Source organism: Propionivibrio dicarboxylicus, from assembly GCF_900099695.1.
In the GTDB taxonomy this organism is placed as follows: domain Bacteria; phylum Pseudomonadota; class Gammaproteobacteria; order Burkholderiales; family Rhodocyclaceae; genus Propionivibrio; species Propionivibrio dicarboxylicus.
This window is the reverse complement of sequence record NZ_FNCY01000002.1, coordinates 327,852-350,608: the sequence shown is the minus strand read 5'-3', so window position 1 is coordinate 350,608 and position 22,757 is coordinate 327,852. Positions and strand designations below refer to the sequence as shown.

Genomic DNA, 22,757 nt, shown 5'->3' with positions numbered 1-22,757 from the left:
GCCGAGCCGCCGAGCCGCCGAGCCGCCGAGCCGCCGAGCCGCCGAGCCGCCGAGCCGCCGAGCCGCCGAGAAATCCGAAAATATTTTCGGAAATGTATTGACAGCATTTTTGCCGCAGGTGTAGCCTGTTTGTATTCCGAAACATTTTTCGGAATCCGAAGTTTCCGCGTTTTGGGCAATGCGACTACGGTTTCAAACAACTTTCAGGAGGAATCATGAAAAACGTCGGTTTCGATATGCGCGGTGTCAATCCCGCGCCGGTGACGCCGTTCAATCTGGACGGTACGGTGGATTACGCCGCGTGCAAGCGGATCGGCAAGTGGCTCGGCAGCATCGAAGGGGTCAAGAGCTTGACCGTCCTCGGTCACGCCGGCGAAGGCACCTTCCTTGAGCGTGACGAGCAAACGAAGGTGATCGAAGCGTTCGTTGAATCGACCGACGGCAAGATCCCGGTGATCGCCGGCATCACGCTGGAAGGGACGCAAGTGGCTGCCGACGAAGCCAAGCGCGCCGTCAAGGCTGGCGCCAAGGCAGGCCTGCTCTACCCGTCGCACGGCTGGCTGCGTTTCGGCTACCAGAAGGGCGCGCCGCAAGACAAGTATCGTCAGGTCTACGAAGAAAGCGGTCTGCCGCTGGTGCTGTTCCAGTACCCGGATGTGACGAAGTGCACGTACAACCTCGACACCCTGCTCGAAATTTCGGCCCAGCCCGGTGTCTTCGCGATGAAGAACGGGGTTCGCAACATGCGTCGTTGGGATACGGAAATTCCGGTGATCCGCAAGGAGCGTCCGGATCTGCAGATTCTCAGCTGCCATGATGAATACCTGCTGTCGACGGCGTTCGACATCGATGGTTTCCTGGTCGGTTACGGCAATATCGCGCCGGAAGCGCTGTACGAAATGCTCCTGGCCGGCAAGGCCAAGGACTACAAGAAAGCGCGCGAAATTCACGATCGTCTGCTGCCGGTGACCAAGGTCGTCTACCATCGCGGTTCGCATATGGAAGGTACGGTTGCGCTCAAGCATGGTCTGATCGCCCGCGGCCTGCTCGATCATGCCACGGTGCGCTCGCCGCTCCTGCCGCTCGAACCGGGTGCCGACAAGGAAATCTACGCGGCGATGGCCGCCGCGGGTCTCGGCAAGGTGGCCTGAGCCGGCGTCCGACTCGTCGTTTGAAGGACGCGGGCGGCGCAGCGTCGCCCGCTTCCCGATCCGACGCAATACCGGCAGCCTGCGAACGGCTGCCGGTCGAGCGATTGGCCGACAACCCCGGAGAGGGTTGGCCTATTACAATTCAGGAGGAGTCAGCACCATGTCTGCCCATGTACTCGACAGCGATGCTCATCGCGCTGCCAACGCCGAACTCGTTGCACGCCTTGAGCGGCTGCCGGTGACGCGCCGATTGTTGCTTGTCCGCGTCATTATCGGTATCGCCACGTTCTTCGATGCCTATACCGTGCTGTGCATCGCCTTCGCCATGCCCAGCCTAGTGTCCGAGTGGAAACTCTCGCCGGCGGAAGTCGGCCTCATCATTTCGGCGGGCTATATCGGCCAGTTGTTCGGCGCCGTGATTTTCGGTTCGCTGGCCGAGAAATTCGGGCGTTTGAAAGTCCTTTTCTTCACCATCGTCCTCTTCGTTTCGATGGACATCGCCTGTCTCTTCGCCTGGAGCGGCATGTCGATGCTGGCCTTCCGTTTCATGCAGGGTATCGGCACCGGCGGCGAAGTCCCGGTGGCCAGCGCCTACATCAACGAATTCATCGGTGCGCACAAGCGCGGGCGTTTCTTCCTGTTGTACGAAGTCATTTTCCCGATCGGACTGATGTTCGCCGGCATGGCCGGATTCTTTCTGGTGCCGATCTACGGCTGGAAAGCGATGTTCCTCGTTGGACTCGTACCGTCGGTGCTGACGCTTCCCTTGCGCTGGTTCATGCCGGAATCCCCCCGCTGGCTGGCATCGAAGGGCCGGATTGACGAAGCCAACGCCGTCGTCGGAATGCTCGAAAACGACGCGATCAAGCATGGTTTGCCCTTGCCTGAACCGGTGATCCGTACGCTCGATCCGAAGGCCACGGCCAAGTCCGACTGGCGCGAACTCTTTCAGGGGATTTACCTGAAGCGCACCTTGACGATCTGGAGCCTGTGGTTCTGTGCCTACATGGTCAATAACGGTTTGATCACCTGGTTGCCGACACTCTACAAGTCGGTCTTCAAGCTGCCCTTGCAGACCAGTCTGGCCTACGGCTGGATCACCTCCGGCGTCGGCGTGCTGGCGTCGATCGTCTGCGCCCTGCTGATCGACAAGGTCGGCCGCCGGCCCTGGTACAGCTGGGCCTTCCTGCTGGCGATGCTGCCCCTGATCCTGCTGACGACGCTGGGCGCGACGTCGCCGGTCGAGGTGCTGATCCTGGCGACCTGCGCCTACGCCATCCTGCAGACTGTCACCTTCTCGCTGTACCTGTATTCGTCGGAGCTGTACCCGACGCGCTTGCGTGCCCTCGGCACCGGTTTCGGCAGTGCCTGGCTGCGTGCCGGTTCGGCCACCGGCCCGATTCTCGTCGGCTTCGTCGTCGGCGACCTCGGCATCCGCTACGTGTTCTCGGCGTTCGCGGCGATCGCGCTGATCGGCGGCATCATCACCGTGCTGTACGCCATCGAAACCAAGGGCAAGGTTCTCGAGGAACTCTCGCCTTAATCACCGTGCGGCCCCGTCCATCTGTGAGCGTACAGACGGGGCCGTCGTTCATCCTGTCCGGAGTCTTACATGCAAGCCATCTTCCCTCCCGCGCCCCCGATGATCCTTCCGATTCTCGGTGCCGACGCCGGATTTCCGGTCCGCCGCGTTTACTGCGTGGCGGCCAATTACGCGCAGCATGCGCTCGAAGTCGGCGGCGACGGACGCGAACCGCCGGCATTCTTCGGCAAGCCTACCGACGCCTTGGTGCCATTGGGCGGAAATGTGGACTACCCGTCGCGTACCGACAAACTGCAGCATGAGGTCGAACTGGTGGTCGCGATCGGGCGCGGTGGCAAGGATATTCCGGTTGAAAGGGCGCTCTCTCATGTCTTTGGCTATGCCGTAGGCATCGATCTGACGCGCCGCGATCTGCAGGCGCAAGCCAAGGAGAAGGGCAAGCCCTGGGATCTCGGCAAAGGCTTCGACCAGAGTGCGCCGATCGGTGCGATCGTGCCGGCGACGCAGGTCGGTCATCCCAATCGGGGGAGGATCTGGCTCTCCGTCAACGGCGACTCCAAGCAGGACGGCGATCTGAACCAGATGACATGGAACGTCGCCGAGGTGATCGCCAATTTGTCGAGCTACGTCGCCCTGGCCGAAGGCGACCTGATCTTCACCGGGACGCCGTCCGGCGTGTCGACGATCGTGCGCGGCGATGTCGTCGATTGCGGCATCGAGGGATTCCCGCCGCTGTCGATCCGCCTGGTTTGATTGGGCCGGTCTCCGGCGACAAGCGCAGCAGTGCCCGATCCGTCTGTTGAATTGACAGGCGTTCTGGCCCTGCCATACTGTCGCCGGTCATTCGGACTATTTCAAACTGCGACATCCCCACGATTATGGTTCTTCCCGGAAAACCTCGGAAAATTGCGCCGCCGCCATCGCTGACTGCCATCAAGAAGCTCGATCCCAAGGAAGGGAAAAGCGCGGTACAGTCGCTCGTCAAGGGACTGCGGGTGCTTGAGACCTTTTCCAGCGCAGCCGAAGAAATGACGCTGACGGAGATTTCCACCGCGTCCGGATTCGATGCCGGCACCACTTTTCGCATGGTCAATACGCTGGCAGACGCCGGCTACCTGGTGCGCATTCCCGACAGTACGCGCTTCCGTCTTTCGCTCAAGGTGCTGGAACTCGGCTTTAACGCCATTGCCCACACCGATTTGCGCGCGCTGGTGCGGCCGCTGCTGCAGTCACTTGTGGACCAGGTCAATGAGGCGGCGAGCTTTGCCGTGCTGGAGGGGGGCGACGTGCTCTACATCGAGCGCGTCCGGGCCGGTTTTACCCGGATCGGCGCCGACATCCGCATCGGTACGACGATCCACGCGCCGATTACCTCGATCGGACGAACCATCCTGGCTTTCCTGCCCGAGCATCAACTCGAGCGTGCGTTGTCGATTCCGCCGCGTCATTCGATCGCGACGGTGCCGGTGCCGGATCGGGCGACGCTCGATCGCATGCTTGACTCGATCCGCCAGGACGGCTATCTGGTCGGCGAATCCGCGATTACCGCCGACCTGCGCTTGCTGGCCGTTCCGGTGATCGGTCCCGACGGTTGGGCGACCGGGGCCATCAGCGTCGTCGCGCCCTCGGTGCATTCGACCGACGAAGACCTCAAGGCCCGGGTGCTTGCGCCGATGCAGGAGATCGCGCATCAGATCGCCCTGGCGCAGGAAGCGATCGGCACGACCAGCATCGGCACCTAGCGCGCCCGGCGCTAGGCGCGACGGCGCGTCGTCGCGTGTATTGCGCGGGTACAATCCTTCGTCATGAAATCTTTCGCGCCGAATTTCCGTCTTGCCGCCTGCGGCTGCGTCCTTGCGGCGCTCGCCATGCTCGCGTCGCCGGCGCGGGCGGAGGTGGCGATCGGCGTCTTCGCCTATCAGGGCGAGCGCGCGGCGATGTCGGACTGGGCGCCGATGGTCGCAGCACTCAACCGCGAGTTGCCGGGACACGGCTTCCATCTCGACAGCTATGATGCCGATGGACTAAAGGCCGCGCTGGCCGCCGGGCGGGTCGATCTGGTGATCACCAATCCGGGGTATTACGTCACGCTCGAAACGTCCTTCGGGCTGAGCCGCATCGCCACGCTGCAGTCGCGCAATGCGGCGCACGACGGTGCCGCGCTGGGCTCGGTGGTGCTGGCGCGCGCCGACCGGACAGACCTCTCGACCCTCGCCGATCTCGCCGGGCGGCGCGTTGCGGCGGTGGCGCCCGAAGCCTTCGGCGGCTATCTGATCGCGGCGCGCGAGTTGTTGCAGGCCGGCGTCGATCCGGAATCGGCGCTTGGCGAACTGCGCTTTCTCGGTCTGCCGATGACCCGCATCCTCGACGCCGTGCGCGACGGCGAGGTCGATGCCGGCATCGTCCGCGCCTGCCTGCCCGAGCAACTGGCGCGCGAGGGCGCGCTGCGCCTCGACGATTTCCGCATCCTGTCGCCACGGCAGGTGGACGGTTTCGATTGCGCGCTCTCGTCGGCGCTCTATCCCGATTGGCCGATCGCCGTCACGCGGCGGCTCGATCCGGCGCTGGCCAAGGCGGTCGCGCGCGTGCTGCTGGCGATGCCGGAGAACGCCGAGCACGTCAGCTGGTCGGTGCCGCGCGACTACCAACCGGTCTTCGATCTTTATCGCGAGCTGCGCCTCGGGCCGTATGCCTATCTGCGCGAGATCACGCCCGAAGGGCTGGCCCGGCGCTTCTGGCCGTGGCTGCTCGGCTTGCTGGCGGTGCTCGTCGCTGGCGTCGCGCACACGGTACGCGTCGAGCATCTCGTGCATCGGCGCACGCGCGAGCTCAAGGACTCGCTGGTTGCGCGCGAGGCGGCCGAGCACCGGGCGCGCGACCAGCAGGAGAAGATGGAGCATCTGTCGCGGCTGTCGATCCTCGGCGAGCTGTCGGGGAGCCTGGCGCACGAGATCAACCAGCCGCTGGCGAGCATCGCCACCTATGCCAATAGCTTGCTGCGGCGCGAGGCCGCCGGCACGCTGACGCCCGAGGCGCTGCGCGAGGCCTGCGGCGAGATCGCTGGCGAGGCCGAGCGCGCCAGCGGTGTCGTGCAACGCATTCGTCATTTCGCGCGCAAACGCGCGGCAGTGCGCGAGCCGGTCGATCTCGTCAGTCTTGCCGGCGAAGCGCGGCGGCTTGTCGCCGGCATGTTGGTGCAATGCCCCGAGATCGCCATCGCGGCGCCCGTATCTCCGTGCGTCGCGCTCAGCGACGGTCTGCAGATCCAGCAGGTGCTGGTCAACCTGATCAAGAACGCGATCGACGCCGCACGCGGCCTGCCCGAGGCGCGGCAGGGCATCCGCCTGGGCTTCGCGCGCGCCGGCAATCGCGTCGTCGTCGAGGTCGCCGATCGCGGCGCCGGGCTCGCTGCCGACCAGCGCGAACACCTGTTCGAAGCTTTCTTCACGACCAAGCCCGACGGCCTCGGCCTCGGGCTGCCGATCTGCAAAAGCATCATCGAGGCCCACGGCGGCCGGCTGTGGGCCGAAGTCAATGCCGATGGCATCGGGATGCGTTTCCTCTTTCAATTGCCGTGTCATGAGCCGAGCGATGAATCCGCTGCCTGAAAACTGTGTTGTCCATGTCGTCGATGACGACGGCGCCTTGCGCCGTGCCCTGCGCTTCCTGCTCGAATCGGTCGGCTGGCAGGTGCGGCTGCACGCTTCGGCCGAGGAATTTCTCGAGGCGCTGGCGCCGCTCGAAGCGCCGGCCTGCGCGCTGCTCGACATCCGCATGCCGGCGATGAGCGGGCTGGAGTTGCAGCAGATCCTGCGCGAGCGCGGCGTGACCTTGCCGATCATCTTCATGACCGGCCATGCCGATGTGTCGATGGTCGTGCAGGCGATGAAATCCGGGGCGGCCGATTTCATCGAGAAGCCGTTTCGCGACCAGGTGCTGCTCGACGCCGTCTCGGTCGCCGTGCGCCGCAGCGCCGAACAGCTGGCCGAGGCACGGCGGCGTGCCGATGCCCTGCGCCTGTTCGAGACCTTGTCGCCGCGCGAACGCGAGGTCGCCCGCTGTGTCGCGCTCGGCGAGCCGAACAAGCTGATTGCCGCGACGCTCGCGATCAGCGAAAAGACGGTGCATATCCACCGTCAGCACGTCATGGAAAAAATGGGCATCGCCTCGGCCGCCGAACTCGCCCGGCTGATGCTGCGCGTCGATCCGGCGGCCCTCGACTGAGGGCGCGGCACGCCACTTCTTGAGTTGACGCAGCAGGGGGGGCGAGCGCGGAGCAATGCGACCAAGATTTTTTGCAAGGAGACGCCGTCGGCATTAAGCTCGACGCACGCTATGTATATTGCCGAGAATGCGCATTTATGCGAGCATGAATATGTGTTTTTGTGAGATTTCCCGATGCTGACCCGTCTTTCCACGCCTGCGCCAAGAAAAGCGACCAACGTGACCTTGCCTGAAACCTTGCTGGCCGAAGCAAAGTCGCTCGACATCAACATTTCGAAAGCCGCCGAGTTGGGCTTGATGCAGGCTGTGGCAGAACGTCGAGCCGAAATTTGGCGCCAGCAGAATCAGGAAGCGATTGCCAGTTCCAATACGTATGTGGAAGAACGAGGCCTTCCCCTGGACTCCCTGAGAATGTTCTGATGGCTCGATTCGATGTCTTTCTCGGATCGGGCAATGCCCCCTATCTGCTCGATGTTCAGGCGAATGAGTTGAGCGATCTCAATACCCGGGTTGTCGTCCCGCTTATTCCGGTCAGCGAAGCGCCCAAGCCAGCTCAGGCGTTGAATCCGATATTCAAGGTCGATGGCGCGCAGTGTGTGATGGTGACGCAATACCTGGCGGCCATTCCGGCTAAAACACTGAAGAAGGCCACCTGTTCGCTGGCGGATCGCCGGGACGAGATTACTGCTGCGTTGGATCTCCTGTTTTTTGGGTTTTGAAGGTCGTCGGTGATCGCCGGTCTTTCCCGCATTCCGTAGCAAAAATACAAAGGGTTGAGCATGTTGCCCAACCCTTTTGATCGCGCTCCCATTTGCGGTCTGCCGGAGGGGCTTAGAGCCGCTGCACCGACGCCGGCAAGCCGTTGCGCACGGCGGCGCCGGAGATCGCGTCGACCCAGGGCGCACGGTCCGGGCGAGTCGGGTCGATCAGGCCGATGTCATTGAGGTTGATGCCGGCGGCGAGCGCCGGGTTGTCCGGTTGGCGCTGCGTGCCGATGCGATGCGCGCGGGCGCCGAGTTCGCGGTGGCCGAAGCCGTGCTCGCAGGCGATCGTCCCGGCCATGACGCCAGGATGGACCGTGACGCGCGCCGCCAGCGTGCCGCCGGGGGTGCGGATCTCGGCCCGGTCGCCGGTACGTAGTCCGAGCCGACCGGCGTCGTCCGGATGCATCAGCACCGGGTTTTCCGGATGCAGGCGCAAGAGCCGCGTGGCGCCGACCGAGTGGGCGCTCTGCAAGGCCGATTTGTAGCTGACGAGCAGCAGCGGCCAGCGTTCGGCCGGATAGCGGGCGCGCATCGGCGTGCCGTCGGCGAAGGACGGTTCCTGCCAGCGCGCGCTGCCGTGGAAGCGTTGGCCGGAGAGACTGTTGCGGGCGCCGCCGACCGATTCGTTCCAGAGATGGCACATCGCCTTCATCGGATTGCGCATCCACTCGGGCTGTTCCTCGTCGAAGGCGTCCTTGGCCGGCTGGTAGCGGCCGCCGCGACTGTAGAGGAAGCCGACCTTGGCGACCTCCTCGGGCTTGAGCGTGCGTTCGAGCAGCGGCCGCAGGCGTTCGACGCCGGAGTAGACGAGGTCCTCGTCGCTGGCGTCGCCCACCGGTTCCTTGCCCTGCCAGGCGACGTTGGCGCCGGCACGCAGGTACCAGTCGGCTGGCGTCGTGAGCGCGCAGGGATTGCCCTCGGCGTCGCTCAGCGCGCCCTCGCCGAAGCCCGGTAGTTTCATCTCGTGGGCGAGGCCGATGAAGAAGGTCTCCATGCCGATCGCTTCGCCGTCGGCGGTCTTTGCAGCCTTCGGTTCGACTACCGGCCAGCGCGCGGCCATCGCCTTGGTCGGCACGCCGTTCCAGGCCGATACCCAGCCCCAGCTCTCGTAGAGCAACGAATCCGGGACGATGTAATCGGCATAGGCGTTGCTCTCGTTGATGAAGGGATCGATCGAGACGATCAAGGGCAGCTTTTTCGGGTCGGCGAGCTCGCGGCCGATGCGCTGGCGCAGGCCGGGGATGCCGTAGAGCGGGTTGGCCGACCACAGGATCAGCGCCTTCATCGTATAGGGGTAGCCGGCGAGGCCGCCGGGCAGGATCTCGGTGGTCAGCCCCGGTGCGTTCGGGAACCAGGGCGCACCCGCCGGGTAGGCGGCGCCGGCGCCCTTGCGCCTGGCGAAGTCGCTGCTCTTCTCGTACGGCACGTTGCGCCCGAGCGGCGTGCCCTTCGGCTGGACCATGCCGGGGAAGGTGTCGAGGTTGTAGCGCGGGCCGGGACCGTCGTCGCGGAAGCCGCCGCCGTTGGCGACGAAGCCGCCTTTCCAGTTGAGGTTGCCGAGCAGGGCGTTGATGCTCATCAGCGCGTAGGCGTTGTAGAAACCGCTGCCGCTCATCATGCCGCCATGGGCGATGACCGAGGCGCGCTTGCCGTGGCGGGCGAGCTGTTCCGCCAGCGCGGCGAGCGTGTCGGCGGGAATGCCGCAGGCCGCGGCGTAGTCGGGCAGGTCGAGGCGCAGGGCTTCCTCGCGCAGCAGTTGTAGCGAGGATTTGACGCGCAGCGGCGTGCCGCCGACGTCGATGACGCGGTCGACGAAAAGCTCGGCCGCGCCCGTCGCCTGATCGTGCGCGACCGGGCGCCCGCTCGCGTCGAGGCAGATGAAGGCGTCGCCGTCCTTGTAGCGCTGGTCCTCGGCGATCGCGGCGCCGAGGTCGGAGGCGCGCAGCATGCGGCCTTCGCGGGCGTGGCCGGGCTCGACGACGACGAGGTGGGTGGCGTTGGAGAAGGACGGCTCGCCGGCCTTTTGCGCGGCTTTTGCGTTCGGCTGGGCGAGGAAGGCGCGGTCGATGCGATCGTTTTCGAACAGCCAGCGGATGATCGCCATCGCCATGGCGCCGTCGGTGCCGGGGCGGATCGGCACCCAGCGGGCGCGGTCGCCGCTGGCGCGGCTGTCGGCGTGCGTCATGACCGGATCGACGACGACGTAGCTGAGCGTGCCCTCGGCGCGGCTCTTGGCGACCAGCGCGCCGGTGCGCTTGAAGGGGTTGCCGGCGTGGCCCGGTGCGGTGCCGACGAAGAGGATGAACTCGGCGTTGGCGAAGTCCGGCTTGGCGTGCGGCATCGTCTTCATGTTGCCGAACAGCGCGCCCGAGCCCGAGCGGTAGGAGCCGCCGCAATACGAGCCGTGGCCGACGAAATTGAGCGTGCCGTAGGCTTTCTGGATAAAGCGGCGGGCGAAGCCTTCGCGCCCGTCATTGACGCTCGACAGCGCGACGACCTGATTGACGCGGGCGCCGAGTTCGGGCTGCGCCGGGTCGATCGGCGTCTTCAGGTCGCGCAGCGCGGCGAGGCCGGCGACCGGACCTTCGCCGAAGAGGTCGCCGCCGTGGACGACTTCCTGGATCAACTGCTCGAAGCTGATCGGCTGCCACTGGCCGGAGTTGCGCGGTCCGACGCGCTTGAGCGGCGTCAGTACGCGATACGGCGAGTCGAGTTGCTGGGCGATCGCGTTGCCGCGGCCGCAGGCGGTCGAGCGCCCGTCGAGGCCGCGTTCCCGGGCCGCCGAGACCGCCGCGAAGCTGTCGTGCACCGAGGCCTTCATCGGCAGATGCGGTTCGGTCGATAGCGGGCTGTAGGGATTGCCCGAGACGCGCAGCACCTTGCCGCTCGCCTTGTCGAGCCGGACGCGCACGCCGCATTGCGTCGTGCAGCCGACGCAGACGGTGTAGCTGACCTGCTGCGCCGGATTGAGCGTGACCTTCCCGTTCGCGTCGACGCGGTATTCGGGGGCCGGCGCGTCGCCGGCCGTCTTGTGTTTCGGTGCGTCGCGACCGAACAGTGTGCCGACGACACGGCCGGCGGTTTCCGCGTAGCCGGCGGCGAAGGCGGCGAGTCCGCCGGCGGCCAGGAGTTTGCGGCGCTTATCAAATGCCATGGTTTTCTCCCATTTCATTTCGTGCGTCCCAGGGGACGAAGGCGGTCAGGGCGACATACAGGAACAGCGCGAGGCCGAGCGATCCGACGATGCCGAGCAATCCGTCGGCGCCGATGCCAAGTGAATAGGCGTACCAGGTGCTGCCCATCTTCGGAATGCCCTGGCCGCCGATGAAGACGATCCAGCGCAGCAGCCAGGCGCCGTGCAGCGCCAGCAGCGCCGGCGCCCAGAGTGCCTGCGGGCGCGCCGCCGAGAGCCAGAGGCTGAAGAGCGTCGTGGCGAGGAACCACAGCCCGGTCATCGCCCAGACGCGCGATCCAGCGAGGGCGGCGAGCGCTTCGGCACTGTGCGACGCGCTGCCGGAGGCGGCGAGGACGAACCAGACGGCGATCAGGACGAGGCTGGCGCCGAGGCAGCGGACCAGCCAGCGGTTGAGCAGCGGCGCGAGTTCGCGTCGTCCGGCCAGCGCGGCGACGAGCTGCGTCATGCCGAGGCCGCCGACGCCGGCAGACGCGGCGAAGACGAGCGGCAGAACCGGTGTATGCCAGAGCGCGCGGGCGCTGACGATCATCGTCTCCATACCGGTGTAGAGCAGCAGCAGGACGGCGCCGAGACCGCAGGCGAGCGCGGCGAGGCGGATCGCGCCGGGGCTGTCGTGGCCGCCATAGGCGAGTTGCCGGTAGAGCGGCGCCAGGCGTCCGCCGTCGTCGGCCAGCCGGGCGAGCGCCGGGCGCAGGCAGAGCCAAGCGTAGAGCAGCAGCCCGCCGACATAGAGCGGAATGAAGAAGGACCCCCAGGCCATCCACGAGCCGAAATTGGGATGCAGGTAGAAATTCAGGAAGCGGCCGGGCTGGTGCAGGTCGGCCATCAGCGCCACCGGCGCGGTCAGGCCGCTGACGAGCGCGGCGAGCAGCGCGTAGCGTGACAGCGCGCGCCACGCTGGCCGGCGCCAGGCGAGGCCGGGCAGCGAGACGAAAAAGGCGGCGCAGGAAACGCCGATCAGGAAAAAGTACTGCACCGCCCAGGGCAGCCAGTCGGGGCCGCGCGCAAAGCCGAGCACTTCGACGGTTGTCGTCATGGTCATCCTCCGTGGTGGTCAGGGCGCCACATCAGGTCGGCGGCCGAAACGCCGGCGACATGGCCGGTCAGCGCGTCATCGAGGCCGATGTAGAACACATTGGGCGCGGTGCCGGCGTCGGGTTTGAGCACGCGCAGCGACGTGCCGGCCGCTTTCAGGCGCCGCGAGATCTCGCTGTCGGGCGCGTCGAGGTTGCCGAAGATGCGCGCGCCGCCGACGCAGGTCTCGACGCAGGCGGGCAGCAGTCCCGCCTCGAGACGGTGATGGCAGAAGGTACATTTGTCAGCCTTGCCCGTGGCATGGTTGATGAAGCGCGCGTCATAGGGACAGGCCTGGACACAATAGGCGCAGCCGACGCAACGCTCGCCGTCGACGAGGACGCTGCCGTCGCCGTGCTTGAAGGTGGCGCCGACCGGGCAGACGTCGACGCAGGGCGGTTGGGCGCAGTGGTTGCAGAGGCGCGGCACCACCGACAGGCCGGTGCTGCCGTCGGCGTCGCTGACGGCATAGGTGGCGACGACGGTGCGGAAGGCGCCTTCCGGCGTCGCGTTTTCCATCGCGCAGGCCATGGTGCAGGCCTGGCAGGCGATGCAGCGCCGGGTGTCGACGAGCATGCCCCAGCGGGGCTGCCGGCTTGGGGTGTCGGCCGCGCGGGCCGGTGCCGCCAGGCCGACGGTCAGGGTGGGCAGTGCCGAAAGGAAAGCGCGGCGGCTGCGGTCGGGGAGATCGCTCATGATCCGCTCCGGAAAAATGGGAACGGGCAGAGCTTAGTGCGCGCGGCGGCGGGCGGATATTGGAAGAACCGCCGAGGCGACTAGGGAAAAATCCCTATTGCCGGCGATGTTTTTGCGGCGGGAGTGTCTTCACGGCGTCGTCGCCAGCGCCTGCGCCGTTTCGCCGGCGACGTCGAGGAAGGCCTGCTTGAGACGGCTTTCCGGCTCGGTCCAGGCAAGGCCGACGCGCGCTTGCAGGTCGGGGCCGGTGAGCGGGCGGATGGCGACGTTGTCATACTTGGCCGACATCGCGTATTTCGGCAGGATGCCGATGCCCATGCCGGCGCTGATCAGCGCCGCCATCGTCGTGAATTCGCCGAATTCGCGGGCGACCTGCAGCGCGTACCCGGCGCGGCGGAACGCGCGCATGACTTCGTCGTAGTAGCCGGGGGCGAAGCGGCGCGCGAGAAAGAAGACCGGGATGTCGGCGAGCGCCGCCGGGGTGATCGCTTCGGCCTGCGCCAAGGGGTGATCGTCGGGCAGGGCGACGACGAAGGATTCGGTCAGCACCGTCTGCGTCGTGACGCGGCGGTCGTCGATCGGCAGGCGAACGAAGCCGATATCGATGCGGTTGCTGCGCAGTGCGAGCAATTGCTCGGGACTCGGCATGTCCTTGAGTTCGAGTTCGATCGCGGGATAACGGACGCGCAGACGGCGGATCAGTTCGGGCAGGTAGAACGGCAGGATCGACGAAACGAAGCCGAGGCGTATGACACCGACTTCGCCGGCATCGGCGGCTTTGACAAGGCCGACGGCGCGCTCGGCTTGCGCCAGGATCGCCTGCGCTTCGGGCAGGAAAGTCCGCCCGAGCGCCGTCAGTTCGACGCTGTGGCGGTCGCGCTCGAACAGCGTGACGCCGAGCTCGCGTTCGAGTTTCTGCAACTGCATGCTGAGCGCCGGCTGGACGATGCACAGGCGCTCGGCGGCATGGCCGAAATGCAGCTCTTCGGAGAGCACGACGAAGGCACGCAGCAGTTTGAGTTCCATGGGTCGATCCGGTAATCAACAATAGTGATAACAAATATTATCAAAGACTATTGGCGAGCGGAAATACGCCGCAGTATAACGTCATGAATCCTGCCAGGAGGCGGGTTATCGTTGAATACGTATCTCTTCTGAATATTTATCACTGACATGCAAAACTCACTCTTCTGCCTCAAGAACAAGCGCGCGCTGATTACCGGATCGACGCAGGGTATCGGCCTTTCGCTGGCGTACGGGCTCGCCGCGTCCGGCGCCGCGATCGTGCTCAACGGTCGCAACGAAGAACGTGTGCGCGAGACGGCAGCGAAGATGCGCGCCGAAGGGCATACGGTCGACTACGTCGTCTTCGACGTCACCGACCAGGCGGCCGTGCAGGCCGGCATCGAACGCGTCGAGCGCGAGATCGGGCCGATCGACATTCTCATCAACAACGCCGGCATCCAGCGCCGGGCGCCGCTCGAAGACTTCGCGGCGGAGAGCTGGGCGGCGATCCTCGAAACCAATCTGTCGAGCGTCTTCTACGTCTCGCAGGCGGTGGCGCGGCACATGATCCCGCGCGGTCGCGGCAAGATCGTCAATATCTGTTCGGTGCAGAGCCTGCTCGGCCGGCCGACGATCGCGCCCTACACGGCGGCCAAGGGCGGCGTCGCCAACCTGACCAAGGGCATGTGCGCCGACTGGGCCAAGTACGGCATCCAGGCCAACGGCCTCGCGCCCGGCTATTTCGCCACCGAGATGAACCGCGCCCTCGTCGAAAACGAGGAGTTTTCCGCCTGGCTGTGCAAGCGCACGCCAGCCAACCGCTGGGGCAAGGTCGAGGAGCTGCAGGGCGCGGCGATCTTCCTGTCGTCGGCGGCTTCCGATTTCGTCAACGGCCAGATCATCTATGTCGATGGCGGCATGACGAGTTGCGTCTGAACGCCGCGTTTATGACCTCCCTCGGGAATTGCCGCGCCTTCGGGCGCGGATTTTTTTAACTACGACCCCCCAGCGCTTGCCGGTGCGCGCGTCTCCGCCTTCATCAGACTGGCAGCGCAGAGGGCCAGGACGAAGATGGCCGTCAGCAGCAGGAAGCCCTGTGCGTAGGCGGTGAAGACGCCGGGGGCGACGTGGCCGTAGATCGTCTCGCGCCATTCGACGAAGACGGCGGCGACGGCGACGCCGAGGACGCCGCCGAGTTGCCGGGTGTAGCTGACCACTACCGAGGATTGCGATAGCTGCTCGGGCGCGAGGTGGCGCAGCGTCGCGAGGCTGAGTGCCGGCAGGATGAGGCCGAGTCCGATGCGGCCGAGTACGGTGGCACCGACGAGTTCGGCGTGGCTGATGCGGCCGCCCCAGAGCGCGAAGAGCAGGAAAGAAAGGGCGAAGCAGCCGAGTCCGCCGGCGGTGATCCATTTCGGCGCGTGGCGGTCGGCCATGCGGCCGGCGAGCGGGATCGTCAGGGCCAGCGCGACGCCGGCCGGCATCAGCGCGAGTCCGGCGGCGGTCGCCGAAAAATGCAAGGCGCTCTGCAGGAAGACCGGGATCAGGTAGGTCGAGGCATAGAGCCCGAAACCGTAGGCGAAGGAGACGAGGCTGCCCATCAGGAAGTTGCGGTGAGCGAACAGTTCGAGTCGGATGATCGGTTCGGGCGCGCGCCGGGCGTGGCGCAGGAAGAAGGCCGTCGCCGTGCCGGCAACCGCCAGTTGGGCGAGCGTCCAGGGCGCCAGCAGGCCGTGGTTCTGCAGGCTGACGGCGCATTCGACGAGCGACAGCGTGAGGACGACGAGCAGCAGCGTTCCGGTCCAGTCGAAGGCGCGGCGCAGGCGTTCCTTCGGTGTCGGCAGCAGGAAGAGTCCGGCGATGCCGGCGATCAGGCAGAAGGGCAGGTTGATCAGGAAGATGGCGCGCCAGCCGAAGAGGTCGAGCAGGCCGCCGCCGAGCGCCGGCGCCACAGCCGGCGCCAGGACGATGCCGAAGCTCAGCATGCCCGAGGCCTTGCCCTGGCGGTGCGGCGGAAACAGGCGCATGACGGCAAGCACGCCGAGCGGTTGCAGCACGCCGGTGGCCATGCCCTGCAGGATGCGCGCGCCGACGACGGCCGGGAAGTTGGGCGCCAGACTGCCGAGCACGCTGGTGGCGGCCAGCGCCATCAACGCCGTCAGGAAGACGCGGCGGAAGCCGAAGCGGTCGAGCAGCCACGAGGTCGGCAGCATCGCCAGCGTCATCGCCGCCATGAAGCCGGTGATCGCCCACTGCACCTCGTGCTGGCCGAGGCCGAAGGCGCGGATCAACGCCGGCACGGCGACATTGAAGCTCGTCGTCGACAGGACGCCAGCGACGGTGCCGGTGCCGACGATCCACAGCACCAGCCACTTGGCGCGGCGCCCGTAGCGGGTTTGCAGGTCATCGTAGGAGCGGGCGGGCGGCAGAAAATTCATGTGGACGAACGGCGGCGAAAAGTGCAGCATATTACCAAGATAATTGTTAGTAAGCTAATTATGTCGAAAGTTCAACGGAAGATATCCGCCGGGGGCACGTTACCGCGGACGGAAGCGGGGCGGGCGGATGCTTGCCAGACGACCTGTGCCGACCCGGTCGCGGCGCTGGCCGATCTTCGCCAGGATTTTGCGACGCTGTTACATCGCAGTGCCGGGCTTTGGCGCAACCGCCTCGACGAACGTCTGCGCCCTTGGGGCATGACGCAGACGACCTGGCGGGCGCTGTGGATTCTGCGCAGCGATGCCAGGCCTTATAACCAGCGGTCGCTGGCGGCGCGGCTCAACATCGAGACGCCGACGCTGGTGCATATCGTCGATCGCATGGAAAACCTCGGCTTGCTGCGCCGCGTGCCGGACAAGCAGGACCGCCGCCAGAAGTACATCGAAATCACCGACGCCGGGCGGGCGCTGGCCGCCGAGATCGAGGGCGAGGTGCTGGCCGTGCGCGGGCAGATGCTGGACGGCATCGATGCGGCTGAACTCGCGCAGGCGGTAGCGCTGCTCGGGCGTCTGCTCGACAACGCGGAGACGGCGGCGTAAGGAACGGCGACGCGGTATCAGCCGCTCAGGCAGTGGCTGCGGCGGTACCGTGACCGCCTCTCCGACGGCAATGACGCCGCTGCCGGTGCGCGCGATCGGCAGTGGAGCGCTGTAGCCCTTGGTGATTCCCTTTTGGCCACGCTGACGTTGGCAGCGCGTGAGCGTTGAGAATGCCAGCTCCGTTCTCGCGTAACCAGTGGTGCCCGCTATGGCAGAACTCTCGCGAGCCTTGGAGAGCGATCTGCCATGACTCTGACAGCAATGCATCGGTTCGTCGGGGAGGGGAGTATTAGAACTGCATATTATGTCCATTGCCGTGCTGCCTATTCGGTGAGCTAATTGTGCGGTGCATCTAATTTTCTTTTGGTATGTGTGCAAAAAAAGCTAATTAGTGTCTGATTTTTCGATGGGTAATAAGCCTTCTTCCGGTCGGGAGCGCTGTGGTAATTTTTAACAGTATTCGACAAAATATCTTGTTATTCTCTTAAGGTGCAAAACGGATAGAACTTTCAACAATCCAATTTAGACTGCACAAATTGGGAGAGGGCAGTGGCATTCAAGGTGCAAGCCAGCATCAATCGTGGCGCTGATTATTTATTGCGGGATGACGCGTTGTCCTTGCGACAGCCTCGCCGCGTTGAAAATCTGCTTTGTCGGCGGTGTCGGCGTTTTTCTCAAGAACAGCCTGGTTACACCGACTGATGCTGCGCCGGCTCCTTAAGCGGGTGGCGGGCCCGCTGGCAACGCCTGCACGGACTGCCTTGCCGCCTTACGTGTTCACTACCGAAGATTTTGTCTGGGTTATGGGTAGCTTTTGCGCCCTGAACCGCAAGCCGTTCGATCCGCAACTCCTTGTTCGTCAGTTCCCGCCGCCGTACGGTGGCGAAGCGCTAATCCATGCCGCCCGCGCACTCGGGTTTCGCATCCGGCAACAGGAAACGTCGGCCGAGTTACTCAACACCTTGCATTTTCCCTGTCTTGTCGTTCTGCATGACGCCTCGTCCGGTGCCAAGGGAATCGCGATGCCATCTGCATGCAATTGCGATATCGATGACGAACCGGATCGGAATGCGGCAAGTGAAACAACGCGTGCGGATGTTGTGGGCGATAAAGCTGATGGCACAGACAGCAAGCACGACGTAACTGAAGCCGACGACGTTCCCGAAGACGATACGCCCTTGCCGGCAGCCTCATCCGTTTCAAATACGCCCGCGAAAGTGCGCCCGGCTATTGTGGTCGACGCCACCGCCGACAAGATTGTTCTCTTCGTCGCCGGTACCAATGCTCCCAGGACACTGACTCTCGTCGAATTTTCCGAGCGCTTTACCGGCACCGCCTGCCAGTTGGCCCTGAACCCGAAGCAACTCCGCGATCCCGATGTCACGGCGTCCGGGCAGTCGGGCTTTGGTTTCGGCTGGTTCGTCCCCGAACTCCTCAAGCACAAGCATGTCTGGCGTGACGTGTTGCTCGCTTCGCTGGTCATCCAGTTGTTGGCCTTAGGTACTCCGCTGTTCACGCAAACGATCATCGACAAGGTCGTCGTCCATCGCACCGAAAGCACGCTGATCGTCATCGGTATCGGTCTTGCCGTCTTCATGGTTTTTTCGGCCGCGCTGAGCTGGGTGCGCCAATATCTCGTTCTGCATACAGGCAATCGCGTTGATGCCGTTCTCGGCGCCGCCGTCTTCGAGCATCTGTTCAAGCTGCCGCCGCGCTACTTTGAACACCGCCCGACCGGCGTTATCGCCGCGCGCCTGCACGGCGTTGAGACGATCCGCGAATTCGTCGCCGGCGCCGCTGTCACGCTGATGCTCGACCTGCCGTTTCTGTGCATCTTCGTCGGCATCATGTTCTATTACAGCGTTGGTCTTACGTGCCTGGCGCTGGCGTTGATCGGCGCCATCGTCGCCCTCAGCTTGATCGTCGCCCCGATGTTCCGCAATCGCCTCAACGAGCAATTCCTGCTCGGCGCGCGCAACCAGGCCTTCGTTACCGAATACGTCTCTGGACTGGAAACGGTGAAGAGTCTGCAAATGGAACCGCAGCTCAATGCCCGCTACGGCGATTACCTCGCCGACTACCTGCGATCCGGCTTCCGCATGAAACAGATCGCCAACAGCTACAACGTCGTTGCCAATGGCATCGAACAGCTGATGAGCACGCTGATCCTGATTGTCGGTGCCTATGCCGTGATGACCAGCACCGATTTCACCATCGGCATGCTCGTCGCCTTCCAGATGTTCGCCGGCCGGGTCTCGCAGCCGATGCTGCGCCTCGTCGGCCTCTGGCAGCAGTTCCAGCAGGCCAATCTTTCGGTGCAGCGGCTTGGCGACATCATGAATGCACCGAAGGAACCGTACTCGATCCTGCCCAGCCGTCTGCGCGAAGGCAAGGGCAAAATCGAAATCCACGATCTCGCCTTCCGCTATGCCGAGAATCTGCCGTTCCTGTACCAGCGCTTCAATCTTGCCGTCGAACCGGGCCAGGTCGTTGTCATCATGGGGCCGTCGGGTTCCGGCAAGAGTACCTTGGCCAAGCTGCTGCAAGGTTTCTATGCGCCGACCGGCGGCACGATCAAGCTCGACGGAAACGATATCCGTTATCTCTCGGCCAACGAGCTGCGCGCCACTTTCGGCGTCGTGCCGCAAGAGACGACCTTGTTCTCCGGCACGCTTTACGACAACCTCCTGATGGCCAACCCGCATGCCACCTTCGACCAGATCACGCACGCCTGCAAGATGGCCGAGATCCACGACACGATCGATCGGTTGCCGCAGGGCTACCAGACCGAGATCGGTGAGCGGGGTGTCGGCCTTTCCGGTGGGCAGAAGCAGCGGTTGGCGATCGCCCGTGCCTTGCTCAAGCGCCCGCGGATTCTCGTTTTCGACGAGGCGACCAGCGCGCTCGACCCCGAGACGGCGGAACACTTCGCGGCGACGATCAATCAGCTCAGGGGCAAGGTGACGATGCTGTTCATCACGCATGCGTTGCCGAAATCGCTGCAGGTGGATGAGGTGGTGAGGATAGGCGGAGAAAGACGGCCGGGCGGATTTGATCGATGCGTGCCTGATGCGGCATCGTCGATTTCCCAAGGCCTGGCCCCAGGTGGGCGGAGTGTATGACAATCGCCAAAGCCCCGACGATTGCCGCGCCGACTCAGTCGGCTTGGGACGAAGCCAAGGTCGCGATACACGATGTCCGGCTGTCCGACGAGTGGGCGGCTTTACGCCGCCAAATTTACCGTCGCGCCTTGCGCATGGCCGACAATGCGGTTTTCGATTTCCGGCTCCTGCTGTCCGATGCACGCAACATCGAGATGGCCGGTCGGCTGATGTGGCAGATCATCAAACCGTTTGCGCCGCAAGTGCTGGTGGGGCCGGGCTTCGGTGCGGCGTCGCTGCTGACCGGCACGGCGCTGGCTGCGCTGGCCGACGGCACGTCCTTGTCCATCCTGATGGTGCGCGACAAGCGCAAGGCGCACCACCAGAAGAAATGGGTCGAGGGACAGCGTCAGCCCGACGGCAGTCGTGCCGTTGTCATTGACGACTTCATGGAAGGCGGCTCCGCGCTTCCCTTGGTCGAAAAGGCGCTCAAGTCCGACGGGCACGTGCTTGCGATCCAGGCGATCGGCGTGTTTTTCGACATGTGGCAGCCGCTCGGTTCGCGGCAGATTTCCACCGGGCGCTACCCGGTTGTCTCCTTGTTCAGGCGCCACGAAATCGGTCTATCTCGGGACTGTTTCGATGCCGCGCCGCCTCTGATGAAAGGTGGCTGTCCGGATTTCGTCGACCAGCCTCGTTGGTGGCGCTACGACCTGAACGACAAGACGGCCCATCCCCGGAAATGTGTTCCCGTTATTGCAGACGATGCCGTCTTCGTCGCCGACGATCATGCGCGCGTATGGCGTCATCATGCCGGCGACGGCGCCATCGAGTGGCGCTACGACAGTCTGGCTGACCCGGCCAAGGGCATCGTGCAACAACTGCAATATGCCGATGGCAGCCTGGTGTTCGGCTGTTACGACGGGACCGTGACCCGGCTCGACGCCGCGAGCGGTGACATCGTCTGGCGCTGGCGGCAGGATTCGAGCGTCCATGCCACGCCCGAACTCGATCTGCCGCGCGGCCGCCTGTTCATCAACACCGAACAGTGGAACGACGGTCGGCCGTTCGGCCGCCTGATCGCCATGGACTGGCGGAGCGGTCGTCTTCTCTGGTCGCGCGACCATGCGTGGTGGCCTCCGGGTAGCCCGGTCTACGACGCAGCGCAGAATATCGTCATCGCCACCTGCAACGATCAGAGCGTCCTCTGTGTCGATGCCGACACCGGTTCGTTGCGCTGGAAGAGGAAAACTCAAGGCATGGTGCGCGGCAAGCCCGCCGTCGCCGAAGGACGGGCGTATCTCGCCACCGAGCAAGGGCGCCTGCATTGCCTCGACTTGGCTACCGGCGAAACCGTCTGGCAAACCCGGTATGGCCGTCCGAACGCGCACCAGTTCACCCAGCTGCGCGATGACGTCGTGCTGACCGTCGACGGCAAGTGGCATGGGACTGCATTCGATGCGCAAACCGGCGAAATCCGCTGGATAACCCGATTGCGCAGTCCGGCCTGCTGGAACCCTGTGCGCTGTGGCGAACACTGGCTGCTGCTCTCGCAGGGCGGGCATCTCGCTGTCTTTGATCCGGTGCGCGAACTCAAACTGTGGGAGGGCGCGATCGGCGGACGCTACCACCAGCCGCCTGCCGTTGGCACAACCGGCTACGGCACGCTGCTTGCTGCCGCTAGCAATAACGAGGGGCTCAAGGTTTTTGATATCCACCCTTATTATCACCTACGGAGCCCAACGGCAGCGCTGTTGAAGCGCCCGTCAGCCGATCTTCAAAAAGAGGCCCCCGCATGAGCGATATGAACGATATGACGTTTACGGAGCAACCCATTCCGGCGGCCGCGGCGAACGTGCCGCGATACACGATCGTCAGCCAGGTTAAATCGAATCGGGTCGTCTACTTCACCGACGACCCCGATTACCGGCCGCCAACGGACGATGACTGGTACTACGTCAGTGGCTATGCCGGAGCGTTACCCGAAGCGATGACCCTGCGCAACTGCTGGGGCTGGCGCTTTAACGGCGGTGTGTTCATTGATGCGCGTGAAGCGCCAAGGCAGTCGGCCGCCGAAGCGCTTCTGGAGGCCAACCGCAAAGCCTTGATGCGTATTCTTCATGAAAAGATCGGCGCGGTGCGCAAGCCGTTCCTGTCATCCTGCGCTTATGGAGATGTAGTGCGCCAGGCAAAACATCGCGAGGCTTGCGAATTTCTGGCGCAACCGGAACGCCCGAGTATTGGCGCGTCATTCAAAATGCTTGAAGCCGTTGCCGTCGCGCGCAATTGTACGATGCTCGAAGCTGCCAGACTGGTCGCCGCCAAGGCCGAAGAGACGGAACGCGTGCTGCTTGAGAGCGAGCGCTTCCGTGAACAGATGAGCCAGGCCATCGCCAATGCCAGGGATGAAAAGACCCTGTTGCAACTGCGTGAATGGCTGCTCGACAAGGTGTATCCGGAATTGACGAAAGAGTTCAAATACCGCATCGACAACACCGAGCCGATCGATCTTGACGCGCCTGTCGCCGATACGCATCGTTTGCACGAAATCGCCCGCCTCAAGGTGAAATTGCGCGAGGCGATCAATCGCAAGCGGGAACCCCTCGGCTCCGGTTATTGCGGTAATGAGGAGATTCGCCGGCATAAGGCAATGCTCGCCCAGAGTCTGCTCGACAACGACGGTCGGCCGTGCGACGGCGTTGACTATGACGCACTGAGCATTTATGCCGAAGCGCGCGGCCTATCGCTTTTCGATGCGGCGCGATTGCTCGTTGGCTCGGTTGCCGAAGGGCGCGAATTGCTGCTGCAAACCGAGCAAATCAAGGACAGGATATTGGCGCGTATTGACGCCATAAAAACGCTGAGGGATATTCAGGACCTTGAAACGAGACTTGAAGAACTCTGAGCGACGCCGCTCCAGGCGCAACGCGGCGCGGGCTGCAACGCCATCCTCCAAAAGCAGGTG

At 64.4% G+C, this 22,757-nt stretch carries 19 protein-coding genes; 14 read left to right on the top strand and 5 right to left on the bottom strand.

Features of this window, described 5'->3' with window-relative positions; all coding sequences use genetic code 11:
* From BLR25_RS21500 to BLR25_RS05120, 9 genes are all read left to right on the top strand, one after another.
* On the top strand, positions 1–219 hold a 219-nt coding region (locus BLR25_RS21500; protein ID WP_218122633.1), incomplete at its 5' end, for a hypothetical protein.
* A complete protein-coding gene (locus BLR25_RS05155) occupies positions 216–1,151 on the top strand; it encodes a dihydrodipicolinate synthase family protein (protein ID WP_091934677.1) in 936 nt (311 codons plus the stop codon). The genes BLR25_RS21500 and BLR25_RS05155, both read left to right, overlap by 4 nt.
* Before the next feature lie 160 nt (positions 1,152–1,311).
* A complete protein-coding gene (locus BLR25_RS05150; RefSeq protein ID WP_091934673.1) occupies positions 1,312–2,694 on the top strand; it encodes an MFS transporter in 1,383 nt (460 codons plus the stop codon).
* Positions 2,695–2,763: 69 nt separating this feature from the next.
* Positions 2,764–3,447, top strand: a complete 684-nt coding sequence (locus BLR25_RS05145; protein WP_091934670.1) for a fumarylacetoacetate hydrolase family protein — start codon at positions 2,764–2,766, stop codon at positions 3,445–3,447.
* 125 nt (positions 3,448–3,572) lie between these two features.
* A complete protein-coding gene (locus tag BLR25_RS05140) occupies positions 3,573–4,436 on the top strand; it encodes an IclR family transcriptional regulator (protein WP_091934666.1) in 864 nt (287 codons plus the stop codon).
* Between the two features lie 63 nt (positions 4,437–4,499).
* On the top strand, positions 4,500–6,302 hold the full coding sequence (locus BLR25_RS05135; RefSeq protein WP_245715475.1) for a sensor histidine kinase: 1,803 nt from the start codon (positions 4,500–4,502) through the stop codon (positions 6,300–6,302).
* Positions 6,286–6,918: a response regulator transcription factor gene (locus tag BLR25_RS05130; protein WP_091934661.1), complete on the top strand. Its 633-nt coding sequence runs from the start codon at positions 6,286–6,288 to the stop codon at positions 6,916–6,918. The genes BLR25_RS05135 and BLR25_RS05130 overlap by 17 nt, the downstream gene beginning before the upstream one ends.
* 174 nt (positions 6,919–7,092) lie before the next feature.
* Positions 7,093–7,338 carry a type II toxin-antitoxin system CcdA family antitoxin gene (locus tag BLR25_RS05125; RefSeq protein WP_091934658.1) on the top strand — a complete coding sequence of 82 codons (246 nt, stop codon included), beginning with the start codon at positions 7,093–7,095 and terminating at the stop codon, positions 7,336–7,338.
* The gene (locus tag BLR25_RS05120) at positions 7,338–7,637 is read left to right on the top strand and encodes a CcdB family protein (protein WP_091934655.1); all 300 of its coding nucleotides are present in this window, start codon (positions 7,338–7,340) and stop codon (positions 7,635–7,637) included. Before BLR25_RS05125 ends, BLR25_RS05120 begins: the two co-directional genes overlap by 1 nt.
* A 112-nt stretch (positions 7,638–7,749) precedes the next feature.
* Here the strand turns inward: BLR25_RS05120 and BLR25_RS05115 are convergent, their stop codons facing one another.
* From BLR25_RS05115 to BLR25_RS05100, 4 genes are all read right to left on the bottom strand, one after another.
* On the bottom strand, positions 7,750–10,836 hold the full coding sequence (locus tag BLR25_RS05115; protein ID WP_091934652.1) for a molybdopterin dinucleotide binding domain-containing protein: 3,087 nt from the start codon (positions 10,834–10,836) through the stop codon (positions 7,750–7,752).
* A complete protein-coding gene (gene nrfD / locus BLR25_RS05110; protein WP_091934754.1) occupies positions 10,826–11,914 on the bottom strand; it encodes an NrfD/PsrC family molybdoenzyme membrane anchor subunit in 1,089 nt (362 codons plus the stop codon). Before nrfD ends, BLR25_RS05115 begins: the two co-directional genes overlap by 11 nt.
* 2 nt (positions 11,915–11,916) lie before the next feature.
* The gene (gene dsrO / locus BLR25_RS05105) at positions 11,917–12,648 is read right to left on the bottom strand and encodes a sulfate reduction electron transfer complex DsrMKJOP subunit DsrO (RefSeq protein WP_091934649.1); all 732 of its coding nucleotides are present in this window, start codon (positions 12,646–12,648) and stop codon (positions 11,917–11,919) included.
* A 129-nt stretch (positions 12,649–12,777) separates the two neighbouring features.
* Positions 12,778–13,674 carry a LysR family transcriptional regulator gene (locus tag BLR25_RS05100; protein WP_091934646.1) on the bottom strand — a complete coding sequence of 299 codons (897 nt, stop codon included), beginning with the start codon at positions 13,672–13,674 and terminating at the stop codon, positions 12,778–12,780.
* A 147-nt stretch (positions 13,675–13,821) separates the two neighbouring features.
* Between BLR25_RS05100 and BLR25_RS05095 the strand changes: the two genes are divergently transcribed.
* Positions 13,822–14,589, top strand: coding sequence for an SDR family NAD(P)-dependent oxidoreductase (locus BLR25_RS05095; RefSeq protein WP_091934643.1), 768 nt, complete (start codon positions 13,822–13,824; stop codon positions 14,587–14,589).
* A 59-nt stretch (positions 14,590–14,648) separates the two neighbouring features.
* Here BLR25_RS05095 and BLR25_RS05090 read toward each other — a convergent pair whose 3' ends face one another.
* On the bottom strand, positions 14,649–16,091 hold the full coding sequence (locus BLR25_RS05090) for a DHA2 family efflux MFS transporter permease subunit (protein WP_091934751.1): 1,443 nt from the start codon (positions 16,089–16,091) through the stop codon (positions 14,649–14,651).
* A 60-nt stretch (positions 16,092–16,151) separates the two neighbouring features.
* On the opposite strand from BLR25_RS05090, the gene BLR25_RS05085 reads away from it, so the two are divergent.
* The 4 genes from BLR25_RS05085 to BLR25_RS05070 all read left to right on the top strand — a co-directional run bounded on the left by BLR25_RS05085 (position 16,152) and on the right by BLR25_RS05070 (position 22,697).
* Positions 16,152–16,691 (top strand): MarR family winged helix-turn-helix transcriptional regulator, encoded by a 540-nt coding sequence (locus BLR25_RS05085; RefSeq protein ID WP_091934640.1) that lies wholly within the window; start codon positions 16,152–16,154, stop codon positions 16,689–16,691.
* 803 nt (positions 16,692–17,494) lie between these two features.
* A complete protein-coding gene (locus BLR25_RS05080; RefSeq protein WP_218122632.1) occupies positions 17,495–19,813 on the top strand; it encodes a peptidase domain-containing ABC transporter in 2,319 nt (772 codons plus the stop codon).
* The gene (locus BLR25_RS05075) at positions 19,810–21,591 is read left to right on the top strand and encodes an outer membrane protein assembly factor BamB family protein (RefSeq protein ID WP_091934634.1); all 1,782 of its coding nucleotides are present in this window, start codon (positions 19,810–19,812) and stop codon (positions 21,589–21,591) included. The genes BLR25_RS05080 and BLR25_RS05075 overlap by 4 nt, the downstream gene beginning before the upstream one ends.
* Positions 21,588–22,697 (top strand): hypothetical protein, encoded by a 1,110-nt coding sequence (locus BLR25_RS05070; RefSeq protein WP_091934631.1) that lies wholly within the window; start codon positions 21,588–21,590, stop codon positions 22,695–22,697. Before BLR25_RS05075 ends, BLR25_RS05070 begins: the two co-directional genes overlap by 4 nt.
* The last annotated feature ends 60 nt before the right edge of the window (positions 22,698–22,757 follow it).